Source organism: Adhaeribacter soli (assembly GCF_008727925.1).
In the GTDB taxonomy this organism is placed as follows: Bacteria; Bacteroidota; Bacteroidia; order Cytophagales; family Hymenobacteraceae; genus Adhaeribacter_A; species Adhaeribacter_A soli.
In genome coordinates this window covers 13,354-35,731 of sequence record NZ_VTWT01000001.1, presented here as the reverse complement: position 1 = coordinate 35,731, position 22,378 = coordinate 13,354, and the positions used below count along the sequence as shown (strand labels likewise).

Genomic DNA, 22,378 nt, shown 5'->3' with positions numbered 1-22,378 from the left:
GCCTCGCGTTTTTTTAGTCTTGCTACTAATATCCAGCTACCAATGTCCATCTACTTAATTCTGATAATCCCGAAATAGCTTTTTATCTTTAGCCCATCATTCCGTTCCAGCCTTAATTTTTTTTGGCCCGAACAGTACCATTTTAGCATAAAAAACTATGAGCACAGACGTTAGAAACCTGGAACCACGGGAAATGTGGAGCAATTTTGCCGACCTGAACGCGGTTCCACGCCCTTCAAAAAAAGAAGAACGGGTTATTCAATTCATAAAAGATTTCGGGCAGAAACTGGGCCTGGAAACCATTCAGGACGAAGTAGGCAACGTGATCATTAAAAAGCCGGCTACTCCGGGCATGGAAGGCCGCAAAACCGTGCTTATGCAAAGCCACCTGGATATGGTGCATCAGAAAAATGCCGACACCGATTTCGATTTCAGCACGCAAGGCATTCAGATGTTTGTGGACGGCGATTGGGTACGGGCCAAAGGCACCACGCTGGGCGCCGATAACGGCATTGGCGTAGCTTCCATTATGGCCGTTCTGGCTTCTCAGGATATTGCGCACCCGCCCATCGAAGCCTTATTCACCATCGACGAAGAAACCGGCATGACCGGCGCTTTAGGCCTGAAAGGCGGCCTGCTGAACGCCAAAATTATGCTGAACCTCGACACGGAAGACGACCGTGAACTGACCATCGGTTGTGCCGGCGGTGTAGACATTACAGCTACCGGAACATACCAGGCCGAAGAAATTCCTGCCGGTTTCAAAAGCTACAAGCTCAGCGTAAAAGGCCTGACCGGCGGCCACTCCGGCATGGACATTCACCTGGGTCGTGGCAATGCGAACAAACTGATGAACCGCCTGCTTTTTATGGCTTCCTCGCAATTCAGCCTTCGCGTTAGCAGCATAGATGGCGGCAGCTTGCGCAATGCCATTCCGCGTGAGTCGTTTGCCTTGGTAGCCGTAGCAGAAGCCCGCGAAGCCGATCTGAAAAAGTTTGTGGAAGAGCAAACCGCCATCCTGCAAACCGAATACCGCACCACCGACCCGAACCTGGCTATTACGCTGGAATTAACCGAAGCCCAGGGAAAACTGCTAGCCGAAGACTTTCAGCAGCAACTGCTCCGCGCCTTATATGCCTGCCCGAACGGCATTTACCGCATGAGTCCTGACATTGCCGGTCTGGTGCAAACGTCCAACAACCTGGCCCGCGTACTGGTAAAAGAAGGCGGCTACTCCGTACAGTGCCTCACCCGTAGCTCCGTAGACAGCGAGAAAATGGACCTGGCCCAGGCCATTCAGAGCGCTTTCGAGCTGGCCGGTGCAAGCGTAGATTTCAAGGGCGCCTACCCCGGCTGGATGCCTCGCCCGGATGCTGGCATCGTGAAATTAATGGCCGACCTGTACCGCGAAATGTACAAAGAAGAGCCCCACGTAAATGCCTGCCACGCCGGTCTGGAATGCGGGATTGTAGGAGCCAATTATCCTGAAATGGAAATGATCTCGTTTGGCCCTAACATTACCGGCGCGCATTCCCCGGACGAAAAAGTGCAGATCTCTTCGGTACAGAAATACTGGAACTTCCTGCTGGAAACCCTCAAACGCATTCCGGCGGAAGCTTAAACAAACAGTTAAGAACCTGAACCTATTAATTTCAAAAAAGCGGCTGGTGCAGATCAGCCGCTTTTTTATTGACTGCCGTTAAGTGCCGATGATTAACGTTAAGTGCCGACCTAAATGCTATGGTTCCCAGCCAAAAAACCACTCCATCAGGCATTTATTTTGAGAACCTTCATTCCCGTCTGCTTTAGCTGACGGAGCCGTTTGCTAAAGCAGACAATCATAGACAGGGCATTGGAAATTTGCTCAAGCCCGTTCCTTAAAATTCCCCCATACCTATCGGAATAAAACATCATTAACTCCAATTACATCCAACTAACATTTCCCTTGCCGTTGGCTTCAGTCAACGGAATCGGCATTAGCCAAAATTTTTATTGCCGAAAGCAGCACTTTTTAACTTAATCCGTACAGCCACCATTACGCGCTCCCGGAATTTATTAAAAGACCATCTGCCTTATGCCGGATTATTTTGAACTGAAAAAGAACGGGACTACCTGGCAAACCGAATGCATTGCCGGCATTTCCTCGTTTCTGGCCACTGCTTACATCATTGTCGTAAACCCGGGTATTCTGAGCCAGGCGGGCATGCCTTTTTCCGGCGTGCTTTCGGCCACTGTGCTGGTTTGCTTTTTCAGCAGCCTCATGATGGGGCTGTATGCCAGAAACCCGATCCTGGTGGCGCCGGGCATGGGGCTGAACGCTTTTTTTACTTACTCGGCGGTTTTGGGCATGAACGTTCCCTGGGAAGTGGCTTTGGGCGCGGTTTTCTGGTCGGGAATCGTTTTCCTGCTGCTTTCGGCCTTCAACATCCGGACCTATATTATCCGGGCCATTCCGCGGCCGTTGCGTTATGCAATTGCCGCCGGAATAGGTTTGTTCATTACCCTTATCGGCCTAACCAACGCGAAATTCATTGTCCCCGACCCGGCTACCATGACGGCCATGGGCCCGCTTACGCCTACCTTACTTACCTTTGTGGCCGGTTTGCTGGTTACTTCCCTGCTGGTAACCAGGCAGGTAAAAGGCGGCATTCTGCTGGGCATTATTTTTACCACCCTTGCCGCCTACCCTTTAGGGCGCTGGTGGGGTTTTGAACCTAACGTGGGGCCACTCCTCACGTATCAGGGCCTTTTTGCCGCGCCGGATTTCAGTCTGGTTTTTAAACTGGACCTGCTCAATTCCATACAACTTTCAGTTTGGCCCGTAATTTTTGCCTTCGTGTTCACCGACCTGTTCGACAGCCTTTCTACCTTGGTGGGTTTGGCCGAAGCCGCTAACCTGACCGATGAAAACGGCGAACCCCGGAACGTAAAACGTGCCCTCATGACCGATGCCGTGGCCACGACGCTGGCCGGTCTGGTCGGCTCCAGTCCGGGAACGGCTTATGTGGAATCGGCCGTGGGCATTGAGGCCGGCGGCCGGACGGGTTTAACGGCGGTGGTTGCGGCCGTTTTGTTCCTGCCTTTCCTGTTTCTGGCACCCCTGCTTTCGGTTATTCCGCCAATTGCCACAGCGCCGGCCCTGGTACTGGTCGGAGCGTTTATGATCAGGCCGGTCACCAGAATAAACTGGCTGCAGCTCGACGATGCCATTCCTGCTTTTCTGGCCATGGTGCTCATCCCGTTTACGCATTCCATCACCCAGGGCATTATCTGGGGTTTCCTGTCTTTTACCGCCCTGAAACTTGCCGCCGGCAAAAAATCTGAACTGAGCCCGGCACTACTGATTATCGATTTGTTTTGCCTGTTGGCTTTATTTTTGGAATAATTCAGGGCGAACGGCAGCTTTTATTTAGCGAACAGCCTTGATTTTTGCCAATGTGCCACCCTACCGGCCTGTTTTTTTTCGTTTAAGCAGTTATGGAATATTTTGTAAACAAAGATTCGATAGTCCGGCAGATCTGGGGAAAAGGCGATACGATCCTGTTCATATTTGCCGGAGCTTCTGCCGAATTTGCTTTGAATAAAGCCGTTGACTGGCTCTATTTCACGGGGCGTTTGCCGGCAGACCCGTTGGGCCGCCTGTTCTCCACGGTTGCCTATGCCCGCCTCATCGTGTTTTCAGAAAAAGAAGCCGCCAACCGCGCCATCGATAAAATGGCGGCCATTCATAGCCGGCTCGAAGAAAAACGCGGCGTCCTCATTCCCGACTGGGCTTACCGCGACGTGCTCTTTATGCTTATCGATTATTCCATCCGGTCTTACGAACTACTGGAACGCAAACTCAGCGACGAAGAAAAAAATGAAGTGTTTCAGGTATTTAACCGCGTAGGTACCCGGATGGGGATTCAAGGTCTGCCGGAAACTTTCCGGGATTGGACCAGAATGCGCCGGGAACACCTGGAAGCCAACATGCAAAAAAGCAACCACACCATAGACCTGTACAAAAAATACCACAAACATTTAGGCCCGGTCCGCTACAAACTCCTGCTCGAAGCCCAGAAACTGGTCTCCCCGGAAATCGTGTTGAGGTTGCTCGGTTTTAACCACGTACAATTGCTTACGCCGGTCCTGAAAGGGTATAAACTAAGCCGCATTTTTAAATTAGACTGGCTGCTTAAAGCTATCATTCTGCCAAAGCAATACCGGGAAGAGATCAAAGGCTTGGACGTCGTTCCGCAATAGCCTCGTAGCTTAGTAGCGTAGGGTTTAAACCCTACGCTACTAAGCTACTACTGCTCGACCAAATTAATTATCAGCATTTGCCTGACGGGATTTGTAATCTTAAAATGCTGTTTCGGACATCCCTGTCCGAAACTTAACATGGTGCGAACATCCTTGTCCGCGGGTGTGGTTATGGGGATAAAGATGCCCCCGCCAGAAACTTTCCGGACAAGGATGTCCGGAAGAGCAATAATTGGACGTAGTGCCTTAGTAGCGTAGGGTTTAAACCCTACGCTACTAAGGCACTACGCTATTGAGAAATTCCAATTTGAAACAACATCAGAATAAACAGCAAATTACCCAGAGCTCCCATTCTTAAAATCCCGAATAAAGGCTTCCATGCGATCAAAATGAGAGCCTTTCCAGTAAACCCGCCGGCAGGTTTCGCACTGGTAAAATTCGTTGAAAAACTGCCGGGTTTTAGGCGGCAAATATTCCAGTACGCTTTCTTTCGAAACTTCCCGGATTGTGCCATTGCATTCCAGGCAGCGGGTAAAAGGCTGAAGTTTATTTTCGAGGTGAAAGTAACGAATAACTTCAAGTAGTTGCGTTTCCGGGTGTTGCGAACGCAGCCAGTAGCCCCATTTTACGGCCTTTTGCTTCAGCAATCCCACATCCCGCGTCAGCACGATCCGGTTTTCAGCGGCGGCTATTTGCGTAATGGTCTGGTCGCGGTAAGTTTTTTCGTACACCGAATCGAAGCCCAGCATCCGTAAATTCCGGGCCAATTTACCTAAATGTACATCCAGTACAAATCTGATCTCTTCCGGTAGTTCTGGCTGAAGAAAAACGCTTCCGGGAAAGTGATGCCGGTAAGAAACCGGAAAAACCTCCACCTCATCTTCCGGATGCAACCCATATTGAAAGGCAACCGGCGTTTGGTTTATCAGGATCACATCAATTTCCGCATGCGGTACGCCCAAGGCTTCGATGGCATCTTTAACGGCCGGCTTGCCTTTAAAAGACAGGGGAAACCAGGCATTGCGCCACCGGGGCGGTAAAAAATCGTTCAATGCCCCGTGAAACTGAATTGTTGCCATGTCTGCCTTTTCTTTTTTCCCTGGTTCAGGTATCGTTTTACCACCTTCCTGAGCAATACGAAGAAATTCCTGCTAAAGAAAAAAGCTGCCCGGAAAAACCAGGCAGCTTTCTTTCAACAGTTCCACAAAAATAACCAGCGCGATCTGCAGGTTAATTCACCAATAAAGCACACCGGCCTTCCTTCTGAAACTTTTTATTGCCGGAACGGGAAAACGGAAGGACTAACCTGGATAAACATATATTGTCCGAACTACACCCTTCCACCGGAAATAAAGCCTTGGTTACTAATTTTCTTCCATTGAATGCGGACGCGATGCGTAAACTTTTGGTTAGCTGTAAAGTTTAAACAGTAGGCTTTTTAACCGAAAAAGTACATGGAAACTACCCCTTCAAAATATCATTGGTGGCAGGAGTGCATCATTTACCAGATCTATCCCCGGTCTTTTCAGGATAGCGACGGCGACGGCATCGGCGACATCCAGGGCATTATTTCCCGGCTCGATTACCTCAAAGAACTGGGCATTTTATCTATTTGGGTTTCCCCGATCTTCCAGTCGCCCATGGCCGATTTCGGGTATGATATTTCCGATTATACCGGCATTCATCCCATTTTCGGCACCATGGAAGATTTTGACCAGTTGCTGGCCGAAGTGCACCGGCGGGGAATGAGACTTTTGCTGGATTTTGTTCCTAATCATACCTCCGACCAGCACCCCTGGTTCAAGGAATCCCGGTCTTCGCGCGACAACCCCAAACGGGACTGGTACATCTGGCACGATGCCAACGAAGACGGCAGTGAACCGAATAACTGGCTGGCAATGTTTGGCGAAACCGCCTGGGAATGGGACGAGAAAACGCAACAATATTACTACCATGGTTTCCTGAAAGAACAACCTGACCTGAACTGGCGCAACCCGGAAGTGCAGGAGGCCATGTTCGATGTGATGCGGTTCTGGTTTGACAAGGGGGTAGACGGCTTCCGGATAGACGTTATTTATCACCTGATAAAGGACGCGCAATTCAGGAACAACCCGTCAAACCCCGACTACCAACCCCACATGAACCACTACGACAAGCTGTTGCCGGTTTATTCCACCGACCAGCCCGAAGTCCACGAGATTGCAAGAAAAATGCGCAAGTTAACCGATAGCTATCCCGGCGACCGCGTGCTGATCGGCGAAGTTTACCTGCCCATAAACAAACTGGTAGCCTACTACGGAGCAGATAACAACGAGGTACACATGCCTTTTAATTTTCAGTTGCTGGTTTTGCCCTGGGATGCCGAACATATTGCCTCTACCATTAACCAATACGAAGGTGCGCTCCCCGAAGAAGCCTGGCCAAACTGGGTGTTAAGCAACCACGATCAGCCCCGCATTACCAGCCGCGTTGGCGCTACCCAGGCCCGGGTGGCCGCCATGATGTTGCTTACCCTGCGCGGCACGCCCACCATCTATTACGGCGATGAAATAGGCATGCGCGATATTCCCATTCCTTTCGACGAAGTGCAGGACCCGCAAGGCCTGAACATGCCCGGACTAAACCTGAGCCGCGACCCGGCCCGCACCCCCATGCAATGGGATATTACGGAAAATGCCGGTTTTACTTCCGGCAAACCCTGGCTCCGGATAGCCCTGGATTTCCGCCGCCTGAACGTGGAGGTGCAGGAGAAAGATCCCTTTTCGATGCTGACTTTCTACAAAGAGCTGATAATGCTCCGTCAAAATGAGCCCGCGCTCCGCATCGGAAGCTACACCCCGGTCTATGCCGATAAGCAGATCATTTCCTATGTCCGGGAAGCCGGTGACACCCGTTTTCTGATCCTGCTGAATCTGAGCCACCGCCCCTCTTATTTCAAACCGCCGCATTTTAAATTCAGCGGCACCATAGAAGTAGCCACCATAACCGAATGGGAAGGAAATATAGTAACCGATTGGGTAAACCTGGCCGGCGACGAAGGCATAATCGTGCGGCTTTCGTAAATAGATATACCGGAACAGCACGGCTAGTGGCCGGAAAACAGGCCTGCTATCGGAAGCAGGGCTGTTTCATTCTAACGGATTCTCCCCTTCAGGGGAGTTAGAGGGGTGTTTACACTTGCAGAATATATCAAAAACGTGTAAACACCCCTCTGATGCTCAAGGGGAGAATCCGTTAAAACGAAATACCCCCGCTACTGGAAGGGTTTACGCTTGGGTGCTACATGGGCATTTACCTTTCAGCGGTAGCTTTTGCCTAATACGGTCATTACCTGCATGCCCGCTCTGCAATCTCGGGGTAGGCTCTCAAACTTATTCTTTAAACTGCTCTGAATCTTCCGAAGAATTCAATTTTTAGTCTGAGATGGAAAATGAAGAGGATCGGAGCAACTTACCTGGGCAACGGCAGGTGTACATTCAGCGTTTGGGCGCCGGAAAAGAAAAAAATGTTCCTGCAACTGGTTGCACCCGAAAACCGAAAAATAGCCATGCAGCCGGCGCCGGAAGGTTATTTCACGCTCACTGAAGATAATATTTCTCGCAGAGCCCGCTATTTCTTTATGCCCGAGGGCGAAGAAAAATATCCCGACCCGGCTTCTTATTTTCAGCCCGAAGGCGTACACGGCCCCTCCGAAGTGGTAGACCACAGCGCCTTTCCTTGGCAGGACCAGACCTGGAAATCACCGCCCTTAAAAGAACTGATTCTCTACGAATTGCATGTAGGTACTTTCACTCCCGAAGGCACCTTCGAAGCCATTATTCCCCGCCTCAAAGAATTGACCGATACCGGAATTAATGCTCTGGAACTGATGCCCGTTAACCAGTTTCCCGGCAGCCGCAACTGGGGTTACGACGGGGTTTACCCTTATTCCGTTCACGAATCTTACGGCGGTCCGGAAAAATTAAAAGAGCTGGTAAATGCATGTCACGCCCACGGAATCGCCGTTTTTCTGGACGTAGTTTATAACCATCTGGGCCCGGAAGGAAATTACTTCGAAAAGTTCGGCCCCTACTTTACCGATAAATACACCACTCCTTGGGGGAAAGCCTTCAATTTTGACGGGGAATGGTCGGATGAAGTGCGGGAATATTTCATAAACAACGCCCTCTACTGGTTTGAAACTTATCACCTCGACGGCCTCCGGCTCGATGCCATTCACATGGCGTTTGATCTGGGTGCGGTGCATATCTGGGAAGTGCTGAGCAGCCGGGTAAAAACCCTGGAAGAAAAACTGGGCCGCCCGCTGCACCTTACCGCCGAATGCGATTTTAACAGCCCCAAAGTAATCAAGCATCCGGAAGCCGGTGGTTTCGGATTCGATGCTCAATGGCTCGACGATTTCAACCATGCTTTATATGTAATGCTCGATGAAAAAGGCCGGGAACGCTATTACGATTATGGCCAGTTAGAGCAGGTAGCCAAAGCCTATACCGACGGGTTTGTGCACAGCGGTGAATACGTAAAATTCCGGAAACGGCGGCACGGCGTCTCCTCAGCCGGAGTTCCGGGCGAAAAATTCATCGTCTTCAACCAGAACCACGACCAGGTCGGCAACCGCGTAAAAGGCGAACGCCTCAGCTTACTGGTAGATTTCGAGAGGCTGAAAATTGCCGCTGCCGCCATCCTGTTGGCCCCCTACGTTCCCATGCTTTTTATGGGCGAAGAATACGCCGAAGAAGCGCCGTTCTTTTATTTCGTAAGTCATTCGGATAAAAAATTAATAGAAGCTGTACGCCAGGGCCGCCAGAAAGAGTTCGCCGCTTTCGGCTTTAACGAAGGTCCGCCCGATGCCCAGGCTCCGGAAACATTTAACCGCTGCAAGCTGAATTGGGAAAAACGAAAAACCGGCAAACACAACGTAATGCTGCACTGGCATCAGCACCTGATAAGCTTGCGAAAAACCCACCCGGTACTGCATAATTTCTGCAAAAACGACGTACGCGTCAACCTCCTGGGCCAGGCCGGCTTTGAATTACACCGGCAGGCCGTAGGCGGACAGAAGCACCTGCTTTGCTTATTTAATTTAACCGAAGAAGTAATTTCCTACACCTTCCCTGCCTGGTCGGAGAAATGGCAGAAGATCGTGGATTCGAAAGAAGGAAAATGGCTCGAAACGAAAGACTTGGTGGCAAAGCTCTTGCCTGACGCTGCCAAAGCCGGAACAAATGTGCAGCTGCCGCTCCTATCGGTTACCGTTTACGAAAGTTTAGAAAGCACGAAAGGAGAATGAAATGATATAAGATCGCAGGAAGTGAATGATGGTTAATTACTTAAGGATATTTTCTTCAGGCAGGAGCTCATTTCATGCGTTTTACTTTCAGCAATTCTTTACCTGGCTCCATCATTTCGATCCTTATTTCTTCTCCTTCCTGAAAAGCATCGAAGTGCCTGGACTTTACATCATAAGGCCTTCCTTCCACCTGAAAAATATACTCGGTACTGTACTCATTGCATTGCATGCTTTTTTTCTGAATACGACCGGTAATTACCGTTTTCTTAGACGTAAGAATTGCCTGGCGGACCATGTAGATCTGATAGCCATAAACCATTACCGCAACCAAAATTACTGCAGTTAACAAACCTAGGTAAACCGGAAAATCTACGGCTACCCACCCATTCCGGAAAGCCAGAAAGGTGATGCCAAGCCCGAAGGTCAATAAACCCACAAGCACGCGAATAACCCCGATCCGGTTTTTCAGCTTCTTAACTAATTGAAACTTGTTTTTTATGCTGAGTTCTTTTGTAGCCATACCAGCACCATTTTATATTACCTGTTACGTTACCTTAACCGAAAAAACTTAACCACCTTTCAGAAATTTCAAGGCTGATTGTTCTGTCCAATAGCTTTTTGCCCTAAAACGCTACGGTTTAGCTTCCATGTTTCCCGCCCCCCTGCTCGATCCAGCAGCGGATCAGGTCGCGCTCTTCCTGGGTCATGCCGGTTTTATTGTTCTGAGGCATGGTCTTCGTTACTACTACCCGTTGCATGATCTTATCCCGCATATTCGCTACTGCTTCCGGCGAATCGAACTTCACGCCGTTCGGGGCCGATTTGAACACATCGTCGGTGGGGTTACCGGAATGGCAGGAAACGCAACGCTGCTGCACGATCTTGTTGACCTGACTCATTTCAATTTGTTGGGTGCAGGTAGCAGCGCTTGCTGTTTTGGTTTCCGGTGCCGAATAAAAAGCCACCGCCAGCAACAGCACCACCGAAGCCGGCATTACCCACCCCGTAGCCTGTTTCTTTTCCCGGAGGTTGAGCCAGTGCTTGATTCCTGCTGTACCCAATGAAATAGCCGCCAGAACTGCCCAGGGATAACTATTGCCAAACGTGCTCGGGAAATGATTGCTTACCATTACGAACAGCACCGGCAAAGTAAAGTAATTGTTGTGCAAGGACCGAAACAAAGCATTTTTCCCTAAGACTGGATTAACCGGCTGCCCTTCTTTTGCCGCCTGCACCATCGCCTTTTGCGCCGGAATTATAATAAAGAAAACGTTGCCCGCCATCAGCGTTCCGAGCATGGCCCCGAAGTGAATGAAGGCGGCCCGGCTGCTGAAAACCTGGCAATAAAACCAGGCAAATCCTACGGCAATTACAAACCCGATCAACGCAAACCAGAGCCCTCTTTTCACCAGTTCGGTTTTGCACAGGAAGTGGTAAATAAGCCAGGCTAAGATCAAAGAACCAACACCCAAACTCACTGCTGCTAAAGAACTGAGGTTCAATACGGCGGGGTCGATGAGCATGGCCCGCGCATTGAAGTAATAGACCACAAAAAGCAAACTAAAGCCGGAAAGCCAGGTAAAATAAGCTTCGTACTTGAACCAGTGCAGGGCTTTCGGGATTTCCTTTGGCGCAACCTTATATTTTTCGAGGTAATAAAAACCGCCGCCGTGCACCGCCCATAAATTCCCGGCCAGTTCTTCCCGCACGTTGTCGGTCCGGTTCAGGGCATTTTCCAGGAAAACAAAGTAAAAAGAAGCCCCGATCCAGGCAATACCGAACGTAATGTGCATGAGCCGCACCACGATGTTGAGCCACTCCAGCAGGTGCCCTTCCAGGGCGGTGCCGCGCACAAAAAAGTAGCCCACGCCTACCACATAAAGCGAAGCCAACACAATTAAAGCATACGCCACGCCTTCCACCGTAAACCCGCTGTTTCCCAAAGCTACACCGTCTTCATCCGATCGGGCATAATGCTTCAATCCGTAAATCACTCCGAGCAATAAGAACAGTACCAGCAGCGCAATAAAAAGTACCAGCGACGGCAGCATAAGCGTATTGTTTAAATGTTTTGAAAACAGATAAAAATTCTTCCTGAAAACTAAAAAGGACTTGTAAGCTTGTGTTCGATGGTATTTCCTCCGGCTGTCTTTGTACTCTCAACAGCCATCAGGTAGCAGCCGGTTACCGGAGCCGGAAGCGGTTTTACCGTTTATATTTTGCTAAATATAGAAATTTATTATACAAGTTATATTTTAAATAATATATTTATAAAAATTTATTCCTGCAGACTATAACGGCGCAAACCCATGTTCGACCTGGCCCTGAAAAGCAAATACACGGTTACCCCTGATGGCATTGCAGAAGCCTTGGTGCTCCTGAAGGACGGCCGGATCACGGATCTGGCGCCGCTGCACACGGAAGTTTCGTGCGAAATAGTAAACCTGGAAGACAATTATTTGTTTCCGGGGGTGATCGATCCGCACGTGCACATAAACGAACCCGGCCGCACCGATTGGGAAGGCTTCGATACCGCGACTAAAGCCGCGCTCGCCGGCGGAATTACCACGCTCGTAGATATGCCGCTGAACGCCTCGCCGGTAACCACAACGGTAGAAAATTTGAAGCAAAAACTCAGGGCTGCCGAAAAGAAACTGCATACCAATTGCGGCTTCTGGGGCGGCATAGTTCCAGGCAACGGGTCTGAGATCGAGCCGCTGATTCATAACGGAATTCTGGGGTTTAAAGCTTTCCTTACCCACTCCGGCATCGACGATTTTCCGAACGCCACTGAAGCGGACTTGCGAAAAGTAATGCCCGTTCTGGCCCGCTACGATCTTCCTTTACTGGTGCATTGTGAATTAAGCGTGAATTCGGAAGATTGGAAAAAAAACGATAAACGCTCGTACCGGAATTATCTTGCCTCGCGGCCGAAAGCCTGGGAAAACGAAGCCATTACCCTGATGATCCGGCTTTGCGAAGAATTTAACTGCCGCACGCACATCGTGCATTTGTCTTCGGCCGAAGCATTATATCAAATTGCCGAAGCGAAAACCAAAGGTTTGCCGCTTACTGTAGAAACCGGTCAGCATTATTTATTTTTCAACGCCGAAGAAATTCCGGATGGTCAAACCCAATTTAAATGTGCGCCTCCCATTCGGGAAAAGGAAAATAACGAACAGCTTTGGGAAGCTCTAAAATCAGGCATTATCGATTTTTTAGCCACCGACCATTCGCCCGCGCCACCTGATTTAAAGCAAATCCGGACCGGGGATTTTACCACGGCCTGGGGTGGCATCGCCTCGTTGCAATACGCTTTTCCGGCCCTCTGGACTGCTGCAAAAAAGCGAGGCTTTAACCCGGCCGACCTGGCAAAATGGCTTTCCGAAAATCCGGCAAAACTGGCGGGGCTGCAACACCGGAAAGGGAAGATTGCCAAAGGCTACGATGCTGACCTGCTGGTACTTCATCCGGAAAAAGCTTTTACCGTTTTGGAAGCCAATACCCACCACCGGCATAAAACTTCGCCTTACAACGGCTTGGAACTAAGCGGCGTAGTGGAGCAAACTTACCTCGCCGGGAAAAAGGTATATGACCAAGGCAATTTTATGCAGTTAAACCAGGGTGAAATTCTTTTAAATGACAATATAAATCAAAGGCATAGCTTGAAAGGAAATACTGTTTACACAATAAACTGAATTACAAAAACTTGCAGACTTTTAGTCCAGATACTAATATCCAGATACCGATGTCTTTTTACTTAAGAAACTGATATGCAGGAATATTTACAACGAACCGAAAAAATTCTTTCGCGCCTGAACCAACTGGCCGCCATTACCGAAGAGCCCGGGCAGATTTCCCGCACGTTCGGTTCCGAAGCATTTATGAAAGGCAGCCAACTGGTAAAGGAATGGATGGAAGCCGCCGGCCTGCAAACTCGCACCGACAACATCGGCAACGTGCGCGGCCGGCTCGAACCGGCGCCCCATTCCAAAAGAACGTTCGTGATTGGTTCGCACATCGATACTGTACAAAATGCCGGTAAGTTCGATGGACCGTTAGGCGTTCTGCTAGGGCTCGATCTGCTGGAAAATCTGTCAACAATTAAACCCGAACTCCCTTTTAATCTCGAACTCATCGCGTTTTCCGACGAAGAAGGCGTGCGTTTCCATACAACCTACTTAGGAAGTAAAGTAGTCGCCGGTTCATTCGAAGAAACTGCTTTAACTAAAAAAGATGCGGCCGGAATTACATTAAACGAAGCCATAAAAACGCTAGGCGGAGACCCGGAAAAACTCAAACACGATGCGATTCCGTCGGAAGTATGGGTTGGTTATTTTGAAGTGCACATCGAGCAGGGACCGGTGCTTTACGAACTGAATATTCCGGTGGCCATTGTAACTTCCATTTCCGGGCAAAACCGTATCGAAATCACCTTAAAAGGAATGGCCGGTCACGCCGGAACCGTACCCATGCCTATGCGTCGCGATGCCCTTTGCGGCGCTTCAGATTTCATTCTGAAAACGGAAGAATATGCCCGGAAGCATAAAGAAAGTCTGGTAGCCACGGTAGGTAAATTAGCAATACCAAACCAGGCGAGCAACGTAATACCCGGAGTTGTAAATTTTACCTTAGATATCCGGAGCGCAAACGAAACAACCTTAAAAATTGCCGAAAAAGACCTGAGAACCCTGGCTGAAGAACTTTGCCGAATCCGCAATCTGGAACTAAGCTGGGAGCTGGTACAGCAAACCGAACCAGTAACCTGCAATCCTAAATTAAACGACTTACTCTCCGAAGCCATTACTGAAGCAGGTTATGCGGAAACAAAACTGGTAAGCGGTGCCGGACACGATGCGGTTCCCATTTCCAAAGTTGCACCGGTTTCCATGCTTTTCGTGCGCTGCTACGAAGGCATCAGCCACAACCCGCTGGAAAATGCCGAACCCAAAGACATTGCCGCCGCCCTCCGGGTTTCCGAAAACTTCCTGCACAAACTCCTTCAGGAACAACTGCAGCAACAACATATTGGCGTGCCGTAGCCAAGTTTGTCTGAAGCAGAATTTACAGAATTTAAGAATTAACAGAATTTAGGATCGCTTTTTTAAGCTCCCCTCCTTTATTCAAGGAGGGGTTGGGGGTGGTCCTGTCAACGGAATGGAATCTGGAAACAATTTAGACAGTCATCCCAAGCGAAGCCAAAGGAACTAATAAAGTCAGCCATAAAAAACAATACCATTTAGAACAGAAAAACTGCTCAAAGCAAATGAGCCCCTTCGCTTTAGCTCAAGGACGACAAAAAAGTAAAACAACTACCAAATACAAATAAAACGAATGGAAATACCCGCATTAACCCGCTCCGTAGTAAAACACAACCACGCCATTATCGCGCCGGACGGCTACATCAACAGCAACGTGCCCGGCTGGAGCAACTGCACGGTAAACGTGATCATCAACGAAGACATGGGTGCCGGCCTTTGCCAGACCCTGATCACCGCCAACCAGGACTGCACCATAAAAGGCAGAACTCAGGCTTCCCAAATCTTTTTCTACGTGGTGGAAGGCAGCTGCACGGCAACGGTAAACGGTACCGAAAAGGCCTTAAAAACCGGCCAGTTCGTATACGTGCCCATCGAAAATGATTACAGCTTTACCAACATAGAAACCGGCACCCGGATCCTTACTTTTCACAAAGTTTATGAAATGCTGGAAGGCTTCGACGTACCAGAAGTTACTTTCGGCGAAAAAGACGATTCCAAAGCCCCGGTTTATATGAACGATGAAGCGCTTCGTATTCAGGAATTGCTGCCCAACAACAATTCCTGGGATATGGCGGTTAACATTTTCACCTACCAGTCCGGCGGCCATTTGCCCATGGTAGAAACCCACATCATGGAGCACGGCCTGCTTTATTTGCAGGGCCAGGGCGTTTACATGCTCGACCAATGCTGGTACCCGGTAAAAAAAGGCGATTCTATCTGGATGGCGCCTTACTGTCAGCAGTGGTTTACGGCTATGGGCAAAGAACCCGCCGTGTACATTTACTACAAGAACGTTAACCGGTTTCCGACCATAATCTGACCCGCATGGCATTACAGGACCTGAATGCCCTGGATAACCAGGCACTAAAAGAAGCGCTTTTTATGTGTTGCGGCTCTTCGAAATGGGTGGAAAGACTAAGCGTGCTTTTCCCTTTTCCAAAAGAAGACCAGCTGTTCAACGAAGCCGAGCAGATCTGGTACGACCTGGAAGAACGGGACTGGCTCGAAGCGTTCAGTCACCACCCTAAAATTGGCGATACGAATGCGTTAAGGGAAAAATTTGCCTCCACCGCGCAATGGGCATCCGGCGAACAGGCGGGGGTAAATCATACTTCCGAAATAGTTTTAAACGAACTGGCCGAAGCCAACCATTTTTACGAACAGAAATTCGGCTACATCTTCATCATTTGTGCTACGGGTAAATCGGCCGAAGAAATGCTCGATTCGCTCCGGGCCCGTTTGCAAAATCCGCCTGACCTGGAAATGAAAATTGCGATGGGCGAACAAAACAAGATCACCAGAATCCGGTTAGAAAAACTTTTAGCAGCATGAGCCAGATCACAACCCACATCCTCGACACCACCAAAGGCAAACCCGCTGTGGGTGTTACCATCATTTTATCGCATTACCGCCACACCGAATGGGTGGAGCTGGCCGAAGGAAAAACGAACCAGGACGGCCGCATTCCCGATCTGCTCGATAACCAAACGGAGCTTGCCACCGGCATCTACAAAATGCGCTTCGAAACCAAACCCTACTTCGACGCGCAAAATACCGCCACCTTCTATCCCTACATCGAAATCATTTTCGACATCACCGGCCAGGAACACTACCACATTCCGTTACTGCTAAATCCGTTTGGCTATTCCACTTACCGCGGTTCTTAAATGAATTCAGGTGAATTCTATGAGTCTTCCTAAAGAACCAGAAGTACTTAAAGTTTTAAAATAAGCTTATAAATAAAGGATTTAAGTAAGGGATCAAATTGATTCAAACTACTACAATTGTCATTTTGTAAAAAATTTATGGTTCAATGCTTAGAATTCACAAGATTCTTCCAGAATGACAGAAAAGTAACAGGGATGAATGTGCAAACTAAATTTGTCCACCAACTTACTTAACCTCCAGATAAAGTAACTCAAGTCCTCCCCTGTTTTTAGGGGAGGATTTAGGCGGGGTCAAACCCAGCAAAAACGCAACAACTTAAAAATTCAGCCCCTATGAAACTCAGCATAAACAACACCGAAAAAGAGCAACTCCTGAATACCCTCGGCCTTGCCAATCGTAAATTCCAGCAAACCTACCCCGGCGACCGGCCCGACCGGCAACCGGTACACACGGTTTACGGCGGCGCAAATTTGTTCAAGTCCGACACCTGTCAGAAAATGGGTGATATTGCTTTGCGCAGCCTGCAGACCTATGCCCCAAATTTCGTAGAACTGGCCAACGTGCTGAAATTGCAAGGCTACGAGCACCTGCCCCACCTCGAAAAAGACATCAAAGCCCTGACCGAAAAGCTGGGAGACCAAACGGAGGAAGAACGTAAAAAAGAAGCGGCCTGGCTTTCGTATTCGGTTTACAACAAAGTCGTTAAAAAGCTTCAGACCGAAGCTGTGGAAGATTTCCGGATCGATTTTGAAGATGGTTTCGGCAATCGCCCCGACGACGAAGAAGATGCCACTGCCGTGCAGGCCGCCCGGGAATTAGCCGCCGGCATGAAAAACGGCACCATTTCCCCCTTCATCGGCATCCGCATCAAACCCTTTACCGAAGACTTGAAGCACCGCGGCATCCGCACCCTCGATATTTTCCTGACCAACCTGCTGGAAGAAACCGGCGGAAAACTACCGGAAAACTTCGTGGTAATGCTGCCCAAAGTAACTATACCCGAGCAAATGACGGCCATGGTACGCTTCTTCGAAATTCTGGAACGGGAAAACAACCTGAAACCGGGAACCCTGAAAATGGAAACCATGGTCGAAGCCACTCAGATCATCATGGACGACGAAGGCCGCAACCCGCTCATGCGCATTATAAAAGCCAGCGAAGGCCGCTGCATTGCCGCGCACTTCGGCACCTACGATTACACCGCCTCTGCCGGTATTACGGCCAAATACCAGACTATGGCGCACCCCGTCTGCGATTTCGCCCACCACATGACCAAAGTAGCCCTCGGCGGTACCGGCATTTTCCTATCCGACGGCGCCACCAACATCATGCCCATTGGTCCGCACCGCGGCGAAAACCTGAGCTTTGAGCAGGAAAAAGAAAACCGCGAATCCGTGCACAATGCCTGGCAGATCGGCTTCGGGCACACCATGCATTCGCTCATCAACGGCCTCTACCAGGGCTGGGATCTGAATCCTGCCCAGTTGCCGATGCGCTATGCCGCTACCTACAACTTTTTCCTCAGCAGCTACGAAGATGCCGTTTTCCGCCTGAAAACCTTTGTAGCACGCGCCGCCATTTCCACCCTCACCAAAGACGTTTTCGACGATGCCGCCACCGGCCAGGGCTTGCTTAATTTCTTCCTGAAAGCCATGAATTGCGGCGCCATTTCCGAAGAAGAAGCTTTGGCAACCGGCCTTACGCTGGAAGAAATCCGGAGCCGGTCTTTTTTCCGTATTCTGGAAAACCGGAGAAAAGGCGTTTCCTCCAAAGAGCAGATGGTTGCTTCCTGAGTTTTCCGGAAGCAGAAGTTTTCTTTAATTTGTCTCTAACCAACCAGGAAGCCGCATTTTGTATTCAAAATTCAAGATTTACTCCTTGATTTTTCAAAACTGCGGCTTCCTGTTTGTTATTATGATAGTTAGCAAAAATGAAAATATCCCTCTTATTATTGATAAGTCTAATCGGAATTTCTTCCTGTGGAACAAAGGAATCAGAAACACAAAATAATCCTCGTGAGGTTGTTAAAAAATCTTCAGTTCAAGCAACCACAGCAGTAAAACATAAAATATTGGAGGATACATCCCATACTGATTTTACTTTGTATTGGAAATCATTCAGACAGGCAATAATCGAAAATGATACAGCAAAAATTATGGCCTTAACTCAGTTTCCCTTAGAAACCCGAGGACCTTTTGATGGCGACCCAATAGTTAAATATCACAAAAAGTACTTTCCCCAATTATTATCAGCTTATTTGAAGGAAGAGAATTATTTACCAGGAGACACTAAACCTACTTCCTTCTTTGAACAAATAAAAAAGACTCAAACATTAGAACCTGAAACAATACAAGAGAATTGGGCAAGGATTGGCAATCTTGAATTCAATAAAATAAGTAATCGGTGGCGGTTAACTTTTGCTTATTTAGATTATCCTACAATTGAAAAACTGCAAGGAAAATAACCTTGCTAACCATACCTAAAGTACCTTAATTCGTACCTCTACAAAGTACAGCAACTTAGTCCCCCTTTGGAGGCAAGGCCATTTCATTATTAAAAATGCTGGTTCAAGTTTGAGCGAAGCGGTAACTTGAACCTACAAACAGCCTGAAGTTTTCAACTTCAGTGAGGCGACAGCCTCAAAAAATGCTACTGCTGATTATTTGAAAGTAGGCTAATTTTTACCTTCAGTGCTTTGGCCTGTGCGACACAGGCCAAGGAGATTTTAGTAAGAATGAAACAAGCTTTTCCTTCAAAGGCGAACAGGATTACAGTAACCATCAAAAACCAAACCCATGAAAACGCTAACCGATAACCCGGAAAAAGTGCAGGCGAACACCTCGCTTTACAGCGAAGACCTGGCGCCGGTAGCGCCGGAAAACCGCACCTGGAATACATGGAATTATGCCGCCCTCTGGATCAGTATGAGTTTGTGCATTCCTACCTATATGCTGGCCAGCTCGCTTATTGAAGGGGGCATGAACTGGTGGCAGGCTATTCTTACCATTTTTCTGGGCAACACCATTGTGCTGGTCCCCATGGTGCTGAACGGCCATGCCGGTGCGAAATACGGCATTCCGTTTCCGGTTCTGGCCAGGGCAAGTTTTGGGTTGAAAGGCGCCAATATTCCGGCCATTCTCCGGGCAATTGTGGCCTGCGGCTGGTTCGGCATCCAGACCTGGCTGGGTGGTTATGCCATGTATTTAATGCTGAAGATCTGGGTTCCGGGAGTTGCTGATCTGCCACAAGTTTTTCCGGCTTCCTTTGGTTTGGAAACCGGTCCGGCCATTACCTTTATTGCCTTCTGGCTGCTGAATATGGCGGTGGTTTACCGTGGGGTGGAAAGCATTAAAAAGCTTTTGGTGTTTAAAGCATTCTTCCTTCCAGCAGCGGCATTGGCCTTACTTTTCTGGGCCATTTCTGCCGGCAACGGTTTAGGGCCAATTCTGGCGCAGCCATCTAAATTTACCTCTAATGCTGATTTCTGGCATTATTTTTTTCCGGCTTTAACCGGCATGGTCGGGTTCTGGGCCACGCTTAGCCTGAATATTCCGGACTTTACCCGTTATGCCCAAAGCCAGCGCGCCCAGGTAACCGGTCAAATAATCGGGCTGCCACCTTCCATGACCATTTTTTCCTTTATCGGGGTAGTGGTTACTTCGGCAACGGTTATAATTTACGGCAACGTGATCTGGGACCCGCTGGTGCTGGCCGGTAAATTCGAAAGCAAAGTCCTGGTGAGCATTGCCATGATTGCTGTTACCATTTCTACCTTAGCTACCAACATTGCCGCCAATATTGTAAGCCCGGCCAACGATTTTGCCAACCTCGCCCCCGCTAAAATCGATTTCAAAAAAGGCGGCTTTATTACCGGTATCATCGGCATTTTCATTTTTCCCTGGAAACTGATCGCGGACCCGAACGGCTACATTTTTACCTGGCTCATTGCGTATTCCAGCCTGCTCGGGCCCATCGGTGGCATTATGATCGTCGATTATTTTTTCATCCGGAAGAAGACGCTGGAATTAAACGACCTGTACCAATTCGGGGGACGATACACGTACCGCAACGGCTATAACCAGGCAGCCATTCTTGCTTTGGTGCTGGGCATTCTGCCCAACGTGCCCGGCTTCCTGACCACCATTCAGGCAATTGAGCAGGATGCGGTCTGGCCCTGGGTTTCTAAGCTGTACCATTATGCCTGGTTTGTAGGTTTGCTGGTTTCAGGCGTAATTTATTTTATACTGATGCGCGCGTCGAACCTGCCAGTTGCGGCAAACGAAACGCTGAACCCGGAAATTCTACCGGAACCTTCCGTTTAACCAATCCTACTTTTTCAGCATGCCTGCCAGGGAAAACCTGGTGCACTTTTTTATGGTTTAATACTACCTTTTTCCGGCCGGTTAACTCATATATTTTGGCGGCAGCCTGCTTTTAATTAACGATACTTACAGAACAGTTACATTTTTTTTCTTCAACAAAAACATAACCGACGAAAATGAGCTGACAGGTAACAACATTTCGGTAAAGCCATGACCTACATGTTGAAGAACAGGTTAGCTAAACCAGGGATATGAAAGTGATCAGGGAAGATAAATACTGTCCGGCAGAATTTACTTCTGCAATTTTAATAATAACTCCGAAGCTTTAAAATTTGCCGGAAATTTCAGATTTTGCGTAAAGCCTTTGTTCGCCTATGGCGGCACTTCTGCTTCCGGGCAAAACCCAGACAGGCATTAGTTAAAAAGAAACAGAAAAGACACGAAAAATAAAGTCCCTCAAACCCGCAAAACAATTTCCGGCTTTGAGGCTTATATTTATACCTATTGTCCAACCGAACGGATCGGTTTCAGTTTAAGTTTTATTTTTCTAACCGTTTTAAAACCCTGTTTTATGGTCTTGAAATTTAAATCCCTCGTCCTATTTTTTTTAGTATTCACCAGTTCGCTGGCTTTTACTTCCTGCGACAAGGAAGACAGCCCTAAAAAGAACCCGGATGATCCGGGTCAGCAAGCCGGCGTATGGACCGGGAAGCTGCTGCACGACTGGTCTGCTTCGGTGCGGGAGTATAACTTCAGTACCAAAGCCGACCCGGAATTATTTGCCGGCCGCATGCCCCACCGGCTGGCCGATGGCTCCACCCTGCATACTTCCGAATACTTTGAACGCCTGGAAATAACCAATGCCAACGGCACGCAAAAAAGGGTGATCTACAATGCAAACGAAACCTCGGCCGTTTACGCGCCCCAGGTATCGCCGGACGGGACGAAGATCGCTTTTACTCACCTGAAAGTCTATAACCCTTCGGCTTATCCGGTGAAAAAAGGGACGGTTATTATTGATATGAACGGGAATTACGTGGCCGGTATTCCGGACGTGTACAATGCCGTGTGGCTGCCGGACGGACGGCTGGTGGTAGCCGGCGATTTCTCTTCGGATGGGTATGCTCCGAGCACGCCTTCGGCTAAGGCAGGCCTGCACATTGCTACCATTACCGGCAATACCGCTACGCTTACCAATATCAATCCTTCACTTGCGAATCCTACGCCTTTACTGCCTTCGGTTAGTCCGGACGGGAAACGGGTTGCTTTTGTGCTGAATAAACACCTATGGACCATAAACCTGGATGGCACGAACATGAAACAGCTTACGGCATCGGACAACGACAACGAAGAAAGCTTTTCGGTCTGGTCGCCGGACGGGAAGCATATTGCGGTGTGGAGCTATAAAACGTTTGAAATTTCTTATTACACAGCTATCGCCGTTGTTCCTTCTGTGGTAGGTGAGCCGGTTGTTTTAACCAACGAGGCTGCAGTCTGGCCACGCGACAAAGACGGCTATCGCATTAGCGGCGGCCGGGGCAATTTATCCTGGAAGTAAGGAGCGGGATCCATGCTTTTATTCTGATTTGTTTAAA

At 48.8% G+C, this 22,378-nt stretch carries 17 protein-coding genes; 14 read left to right on the top strand and 3 right to left on the bottom strand.

Annotated elements, in window-relative coordinates:
- Window positions 1-157: 157 nt before the first annotated feature.
- The 3 genes from F0P94_RS00145 to F0P94_RS00135 all read left to right on the top strand — a co-directional run bounded on the left by F0P94_RS00145 (window position 158) and on the right by F0P94_RS00135 (window position 4,242).
- Window positions 158-1,621 (top strand): aminoacyl-histidine dipeptidase, encoded by a 1,464-nt coding sequence (locus F0P94_RS00145; protein WP_150901675.1) that lies wholly within the window; start codon window positions 158-160, stop codon window positions 1,619-1,621.
- A gap of 453 nt (window positions 1,622-2,074) precedes the next feature.
- Window positions 2,075-3,385: an NCS2 family permease gene (locus F0P94_RS00140; RefSeq protein ID WP_150901674.1), complete on the top strand. Its 1,311-nt coding sequence runs from the start codon at window positions 2,075-2,077 to the stop codon at window positions 3,383-3,385.
- 92 nt (window positions 3,386-3,477) lie between these two features.
- Entirely contained in the window at window positions 3,478-4,242 is a 765-nt protein-coding gene (locus F0P94_RS00135; protein WP_150901673.1) for an oxygenase MpaB family protein, read from the top strand.
- 335 nt (window positions 4,243-4,577) lie between these two features.
- Here F0P94_RS00135 and F0P94_RS00130 read toward each other — a convergent pair whose 3' ends face one another.
- Window positions 4,578-5,321, bottom strand: a complete 744-nt coding sequence (locus tag F0P94_RS00130) for a Mut7-C RNAse domain-containing protein (RefSeq protein ID WP_150901672.1) — start codon at window positions 5,319-5,321, stop codon at window positions 4,578-4,580.
- A gap of 375 nt (window positions 5,322-5,696) precedes the next feature.
- Between F0P94_RS00130 and F0P94_RS00125 the strand changes: the two genes are divergently transcribed.
- Both F0P94_RS00125 and treZ read left to right on the top strand, forming a co-directional pair.
- Window positions 5,697-7,304 carry an alpha-amylase family glycosyl hydrolase gene (locus F0P94_RS00125; RefSeq protein ID WP_150901671.1) on the top strand — a complete coding sequence of 536 codons (1,608 nt, stop codon included), beginning with the start codon at window positions 5,697-5,699 and terminating at the stop codon, window positions 7,302-7,304.
- A gap of 368 nt (window positions 7,305-7,672) precedes the next feature.
- Window positions 7,673-9,532 carry a malto-oligosyltrehalose trehalohydrolase gene (treZ, locus tag F0P94_RS00120; protein ID WP_150901670.1) on the top strand — a complete coding sequence of 620 codons (1,860 nt, stop codon included), beginning with the start codon at window positions 7,673-7,675 and terminating at the stop codon, window positions 9,530-9,532.
- 67 nt (window positions 9,533-9,599) lie between these two features.
- On the opposite strand, the gene F0P94_RS00115 is transcribed toward treZ, so the two are convergent.
- A complete protein-coding gene (locus F0P94_RS00115; RefSeq protein WP_150901669.1) occupies window positions 9,600-10,052 on the bottom strand; it encodes a hypothetical protein in 453 nt (150 codons plus the stop codon).
- Between the two features lie 118 nt (window positions 10,053-10,170).
- Complete coding sequence (locus tag F0P94_RS00110) at window positions 10,171-11,583, bottom strand: urate hydroxylase PuuD (protein WP_225307061.1); 1,413 nt, start codon at window positions 11,581-11,583, stop codon at window positions 10,171-10,173.
- Between the two features lie 258 nt (window positions 11,584-11,841).
- Here F0P94_RS00110 and allB point away from each other — a divergent pair, with 258 nt between their 5' ends.
- From allB to F0P94_RS00065, 9 genes are all read left to right on the top strand, one after another.
- A complete protein-coding gene (gene allB, locus F0P94_RS00105; RefSeq protein ID WP_150901668.1) occupies window positions 11,842-13,230 on the top strand; it encodes an allantoinase AllB in 1,389 nt (462 codons plus the stop codon).
- A 75-nt stretch (window positions 13,231-13,305) separates the two neighbouring features.
- Window positions 13,306-14,574, top strand: a complete 1,269-nt coding sequence (locus F0P94_RS00100) for an allantoate amidohydrolase (RefSeq protein ID WP_150901667.1) — start codon at window positions 13,306-13,308, stop codon at window positions 14,572-14,574.
- A 292-nt stretch (window positions 14,575-14,866) separates the two neighbouring features.
- Complete coding sequence (allE, locus tag F0P94_RS00095; protein WP_150901666.1) at window positions 14,867-15,613, top strand: (S)-ureidoglycine aminohydrolase; 747 nt, start codon at window positions 14,867-14,869, stop codon at window positions 15,611-15,613.
- Between the two features lie 5 nt (window positions 15,614-15,618).
- Window positions 15,619-16,125: a 2-oxo-4-hydroxy-4-carboxy-5-ureidoimidazoline decarboxylase gene (gene uraD, locus F0P94_RS00090; protein WP_150901665.1), complete on the top strand. Its 507-nt coding sequence runs from the start codon at window positions 15,619-15,621 to the stop codon at window positions 16,123-16,125.
- Window positions 16,122-16,460 (top strand): hydroxyisourate hydrolase, encoded by a 339-nt coding sequence (gene uraH, locus F0P94_RS00085; protein WP_150901664.1) that lies wholly within the window; start codon window positions 16,122-16,124, stop codon window positions 16,458-16,460. Before uraD ends, uraH begins: the two co-directional genes overlap by 4 nt.
- A gap of 333 nt (window positions 16,461-16,793) precedes the next feature.
- The gene (locus F0P94_RS00080) at window positions 16,794-18,254 is read left to right on the top strand and encodes a DUF6986 family protein (protein ID WP_150901663.1); all 1,461 of its coding nucleotides are present in this window, start codon (window positions 16,794-16,796) and stop codon (window positions 18,252-18,254) included.
- A gap of 137 nt (window positions 18,255-18,391) precedes the next feature.
- Entirely contained in the window at window positions 18,392-18,925 is a 534-nt protein-coding gene (locus tag F0P94_RS00075; protein WP_150901662.1) for a hypothetical protein, read from the top strand.
- A 331-nt stretch (window positions 18,926-19,256) separates the two neighbouring features.
- Complete coding sequence (locus tag F0P94_RS00070; RefSeq protein ID WP_150901661.1) at window positions 19,257-20,783, top strand: NCS1 family nucleobase:cation symporter-1; 1,527 nt, start codon at window positions 19,257-19,259, stop codon at window positions 20,781-20,783.
- A 571-nt stretch (window positions 20,784-21,354) separates the two neighbouring features.
- A complete protein-coding gene (locus tag F0P94_RS00065; protein ID WP_150901660.1) occupies window positions 21,355-22,341 on the top strand; it encodes a DPP IV N-terminal domain-containing protein in 987 nt (328 codons plus the stop codon).
- Window positions 22,342-22,378: the final 37 nt, after the last annotated feature.

Coding starts and splice junctions, on each gene's coding strand:
- F0P94_RS00145 (WP_150901675.1), top strand. CDS start 158: ATGAGCACAGACGTTAGAAACCTGGAACCACGGGAAATGTGGAGCAAT.
- F0P94_RS00140 (WP_150901674.1), top strand. CDS start 2,075: ATGCCGGATTATTTTGAACTGAAAAAGAACGGGACTACCTGGCAAACC.
- F0P94_RS00135 (WP_150901673.1), top strand. CDS start 3,478: ATGGAATATTTTGTAAACAAAGATTCGATAGTCCGGCAGATCTGGGGA.
- F0P94_RS00130 (WP_150901672.1), bottom strand. CDS start 5,321: ATGGCAACAATTCAGTTTCACGGGGCATTGAACGATTTTTTACCGCCC.
- F0P94_RS00125 (WP_150901671.1), top strand. CDS start 5,697: ATGGAAACTACCCCTTCAAAATATCATTGGTGGCAGGAGTGCATCATT.
- treZ (WP_150901670.1), top strand. CDS start 7,673: ATGAAGAGGATCGGAGCAACTTACCTGGGCAACGGCAGGTGTACATTC.
- F0P94_RS00115 (WP_150901669.1), bottom strand. CDS start 10,052: ATGGCTACAAAAGAACTCAGCATAAAAAACAAGTTTCAATTAGTTAAG.
- F0P94_RS00110 (WP_225307061.1), bottom strand. CDS start 11,583: ATGCTGCCGTCGCTGGTACTTTTTATTGCGCTGCTGGTACTGTTCTTA.
- allB (WP_150901668.1), top strand. CDS start 11,842: ATGTTCGACCTGGCCCTGAAAAGCAAATACACGGTTACCCCTGATGGC.
- F0P94_RS00100 (WP_150901667.1), top strand. CDS start 13,306: ATGCAGGAATATTTACAACGAACCGAAAAAATTCTTTCGCGCCTGAAC.
- allE (WP_150901666.1), top strand. CDS start 14,867: ATGGAAATACCCGCATTAACCCGCTCCGTAGTAAAACACAACCACGCC.
- uraD (WP_150901665.1), top strand. CDS start 15,619: ATGGCATTACAGGACCTGAATGCCCTGGATAACCAGGCACTAAAAGAA.
- uraH (WP_150901664.1), top strand. CDS start 16,122: ATGAGCCAGATCACAACCCACATCCTCGACACCACCAAAGGCAAACCC.
- F0P94_RS00080 (WP_150901663.1), top strand. CDS start 16,794: ATGAAACTCAGCATAAACAACACCGAAAAAGAGCAACTCCTGAATACC.
- F0P94_RS00075 (WP_150901662.1), top strand. CDS start 18,392: ATGAAAATATCCCTCTTATTATTGATAAGTCTAATCGGAATTTCTTCC.
- F0P94_RS00070 (WP_150901661.1), top strand. CDS start 19,257: ATGAAAACGCTAACCGATAACCCGGAAAAAGTGCAGGCGAACACCTCG.
- F0P94_RS00065 (WP_150901660.1), top strand. CDS start 21,355: ATGGTCTTGAAATTTAAATCCCTCGTCCTATTTTTTTTAGTATTCACC.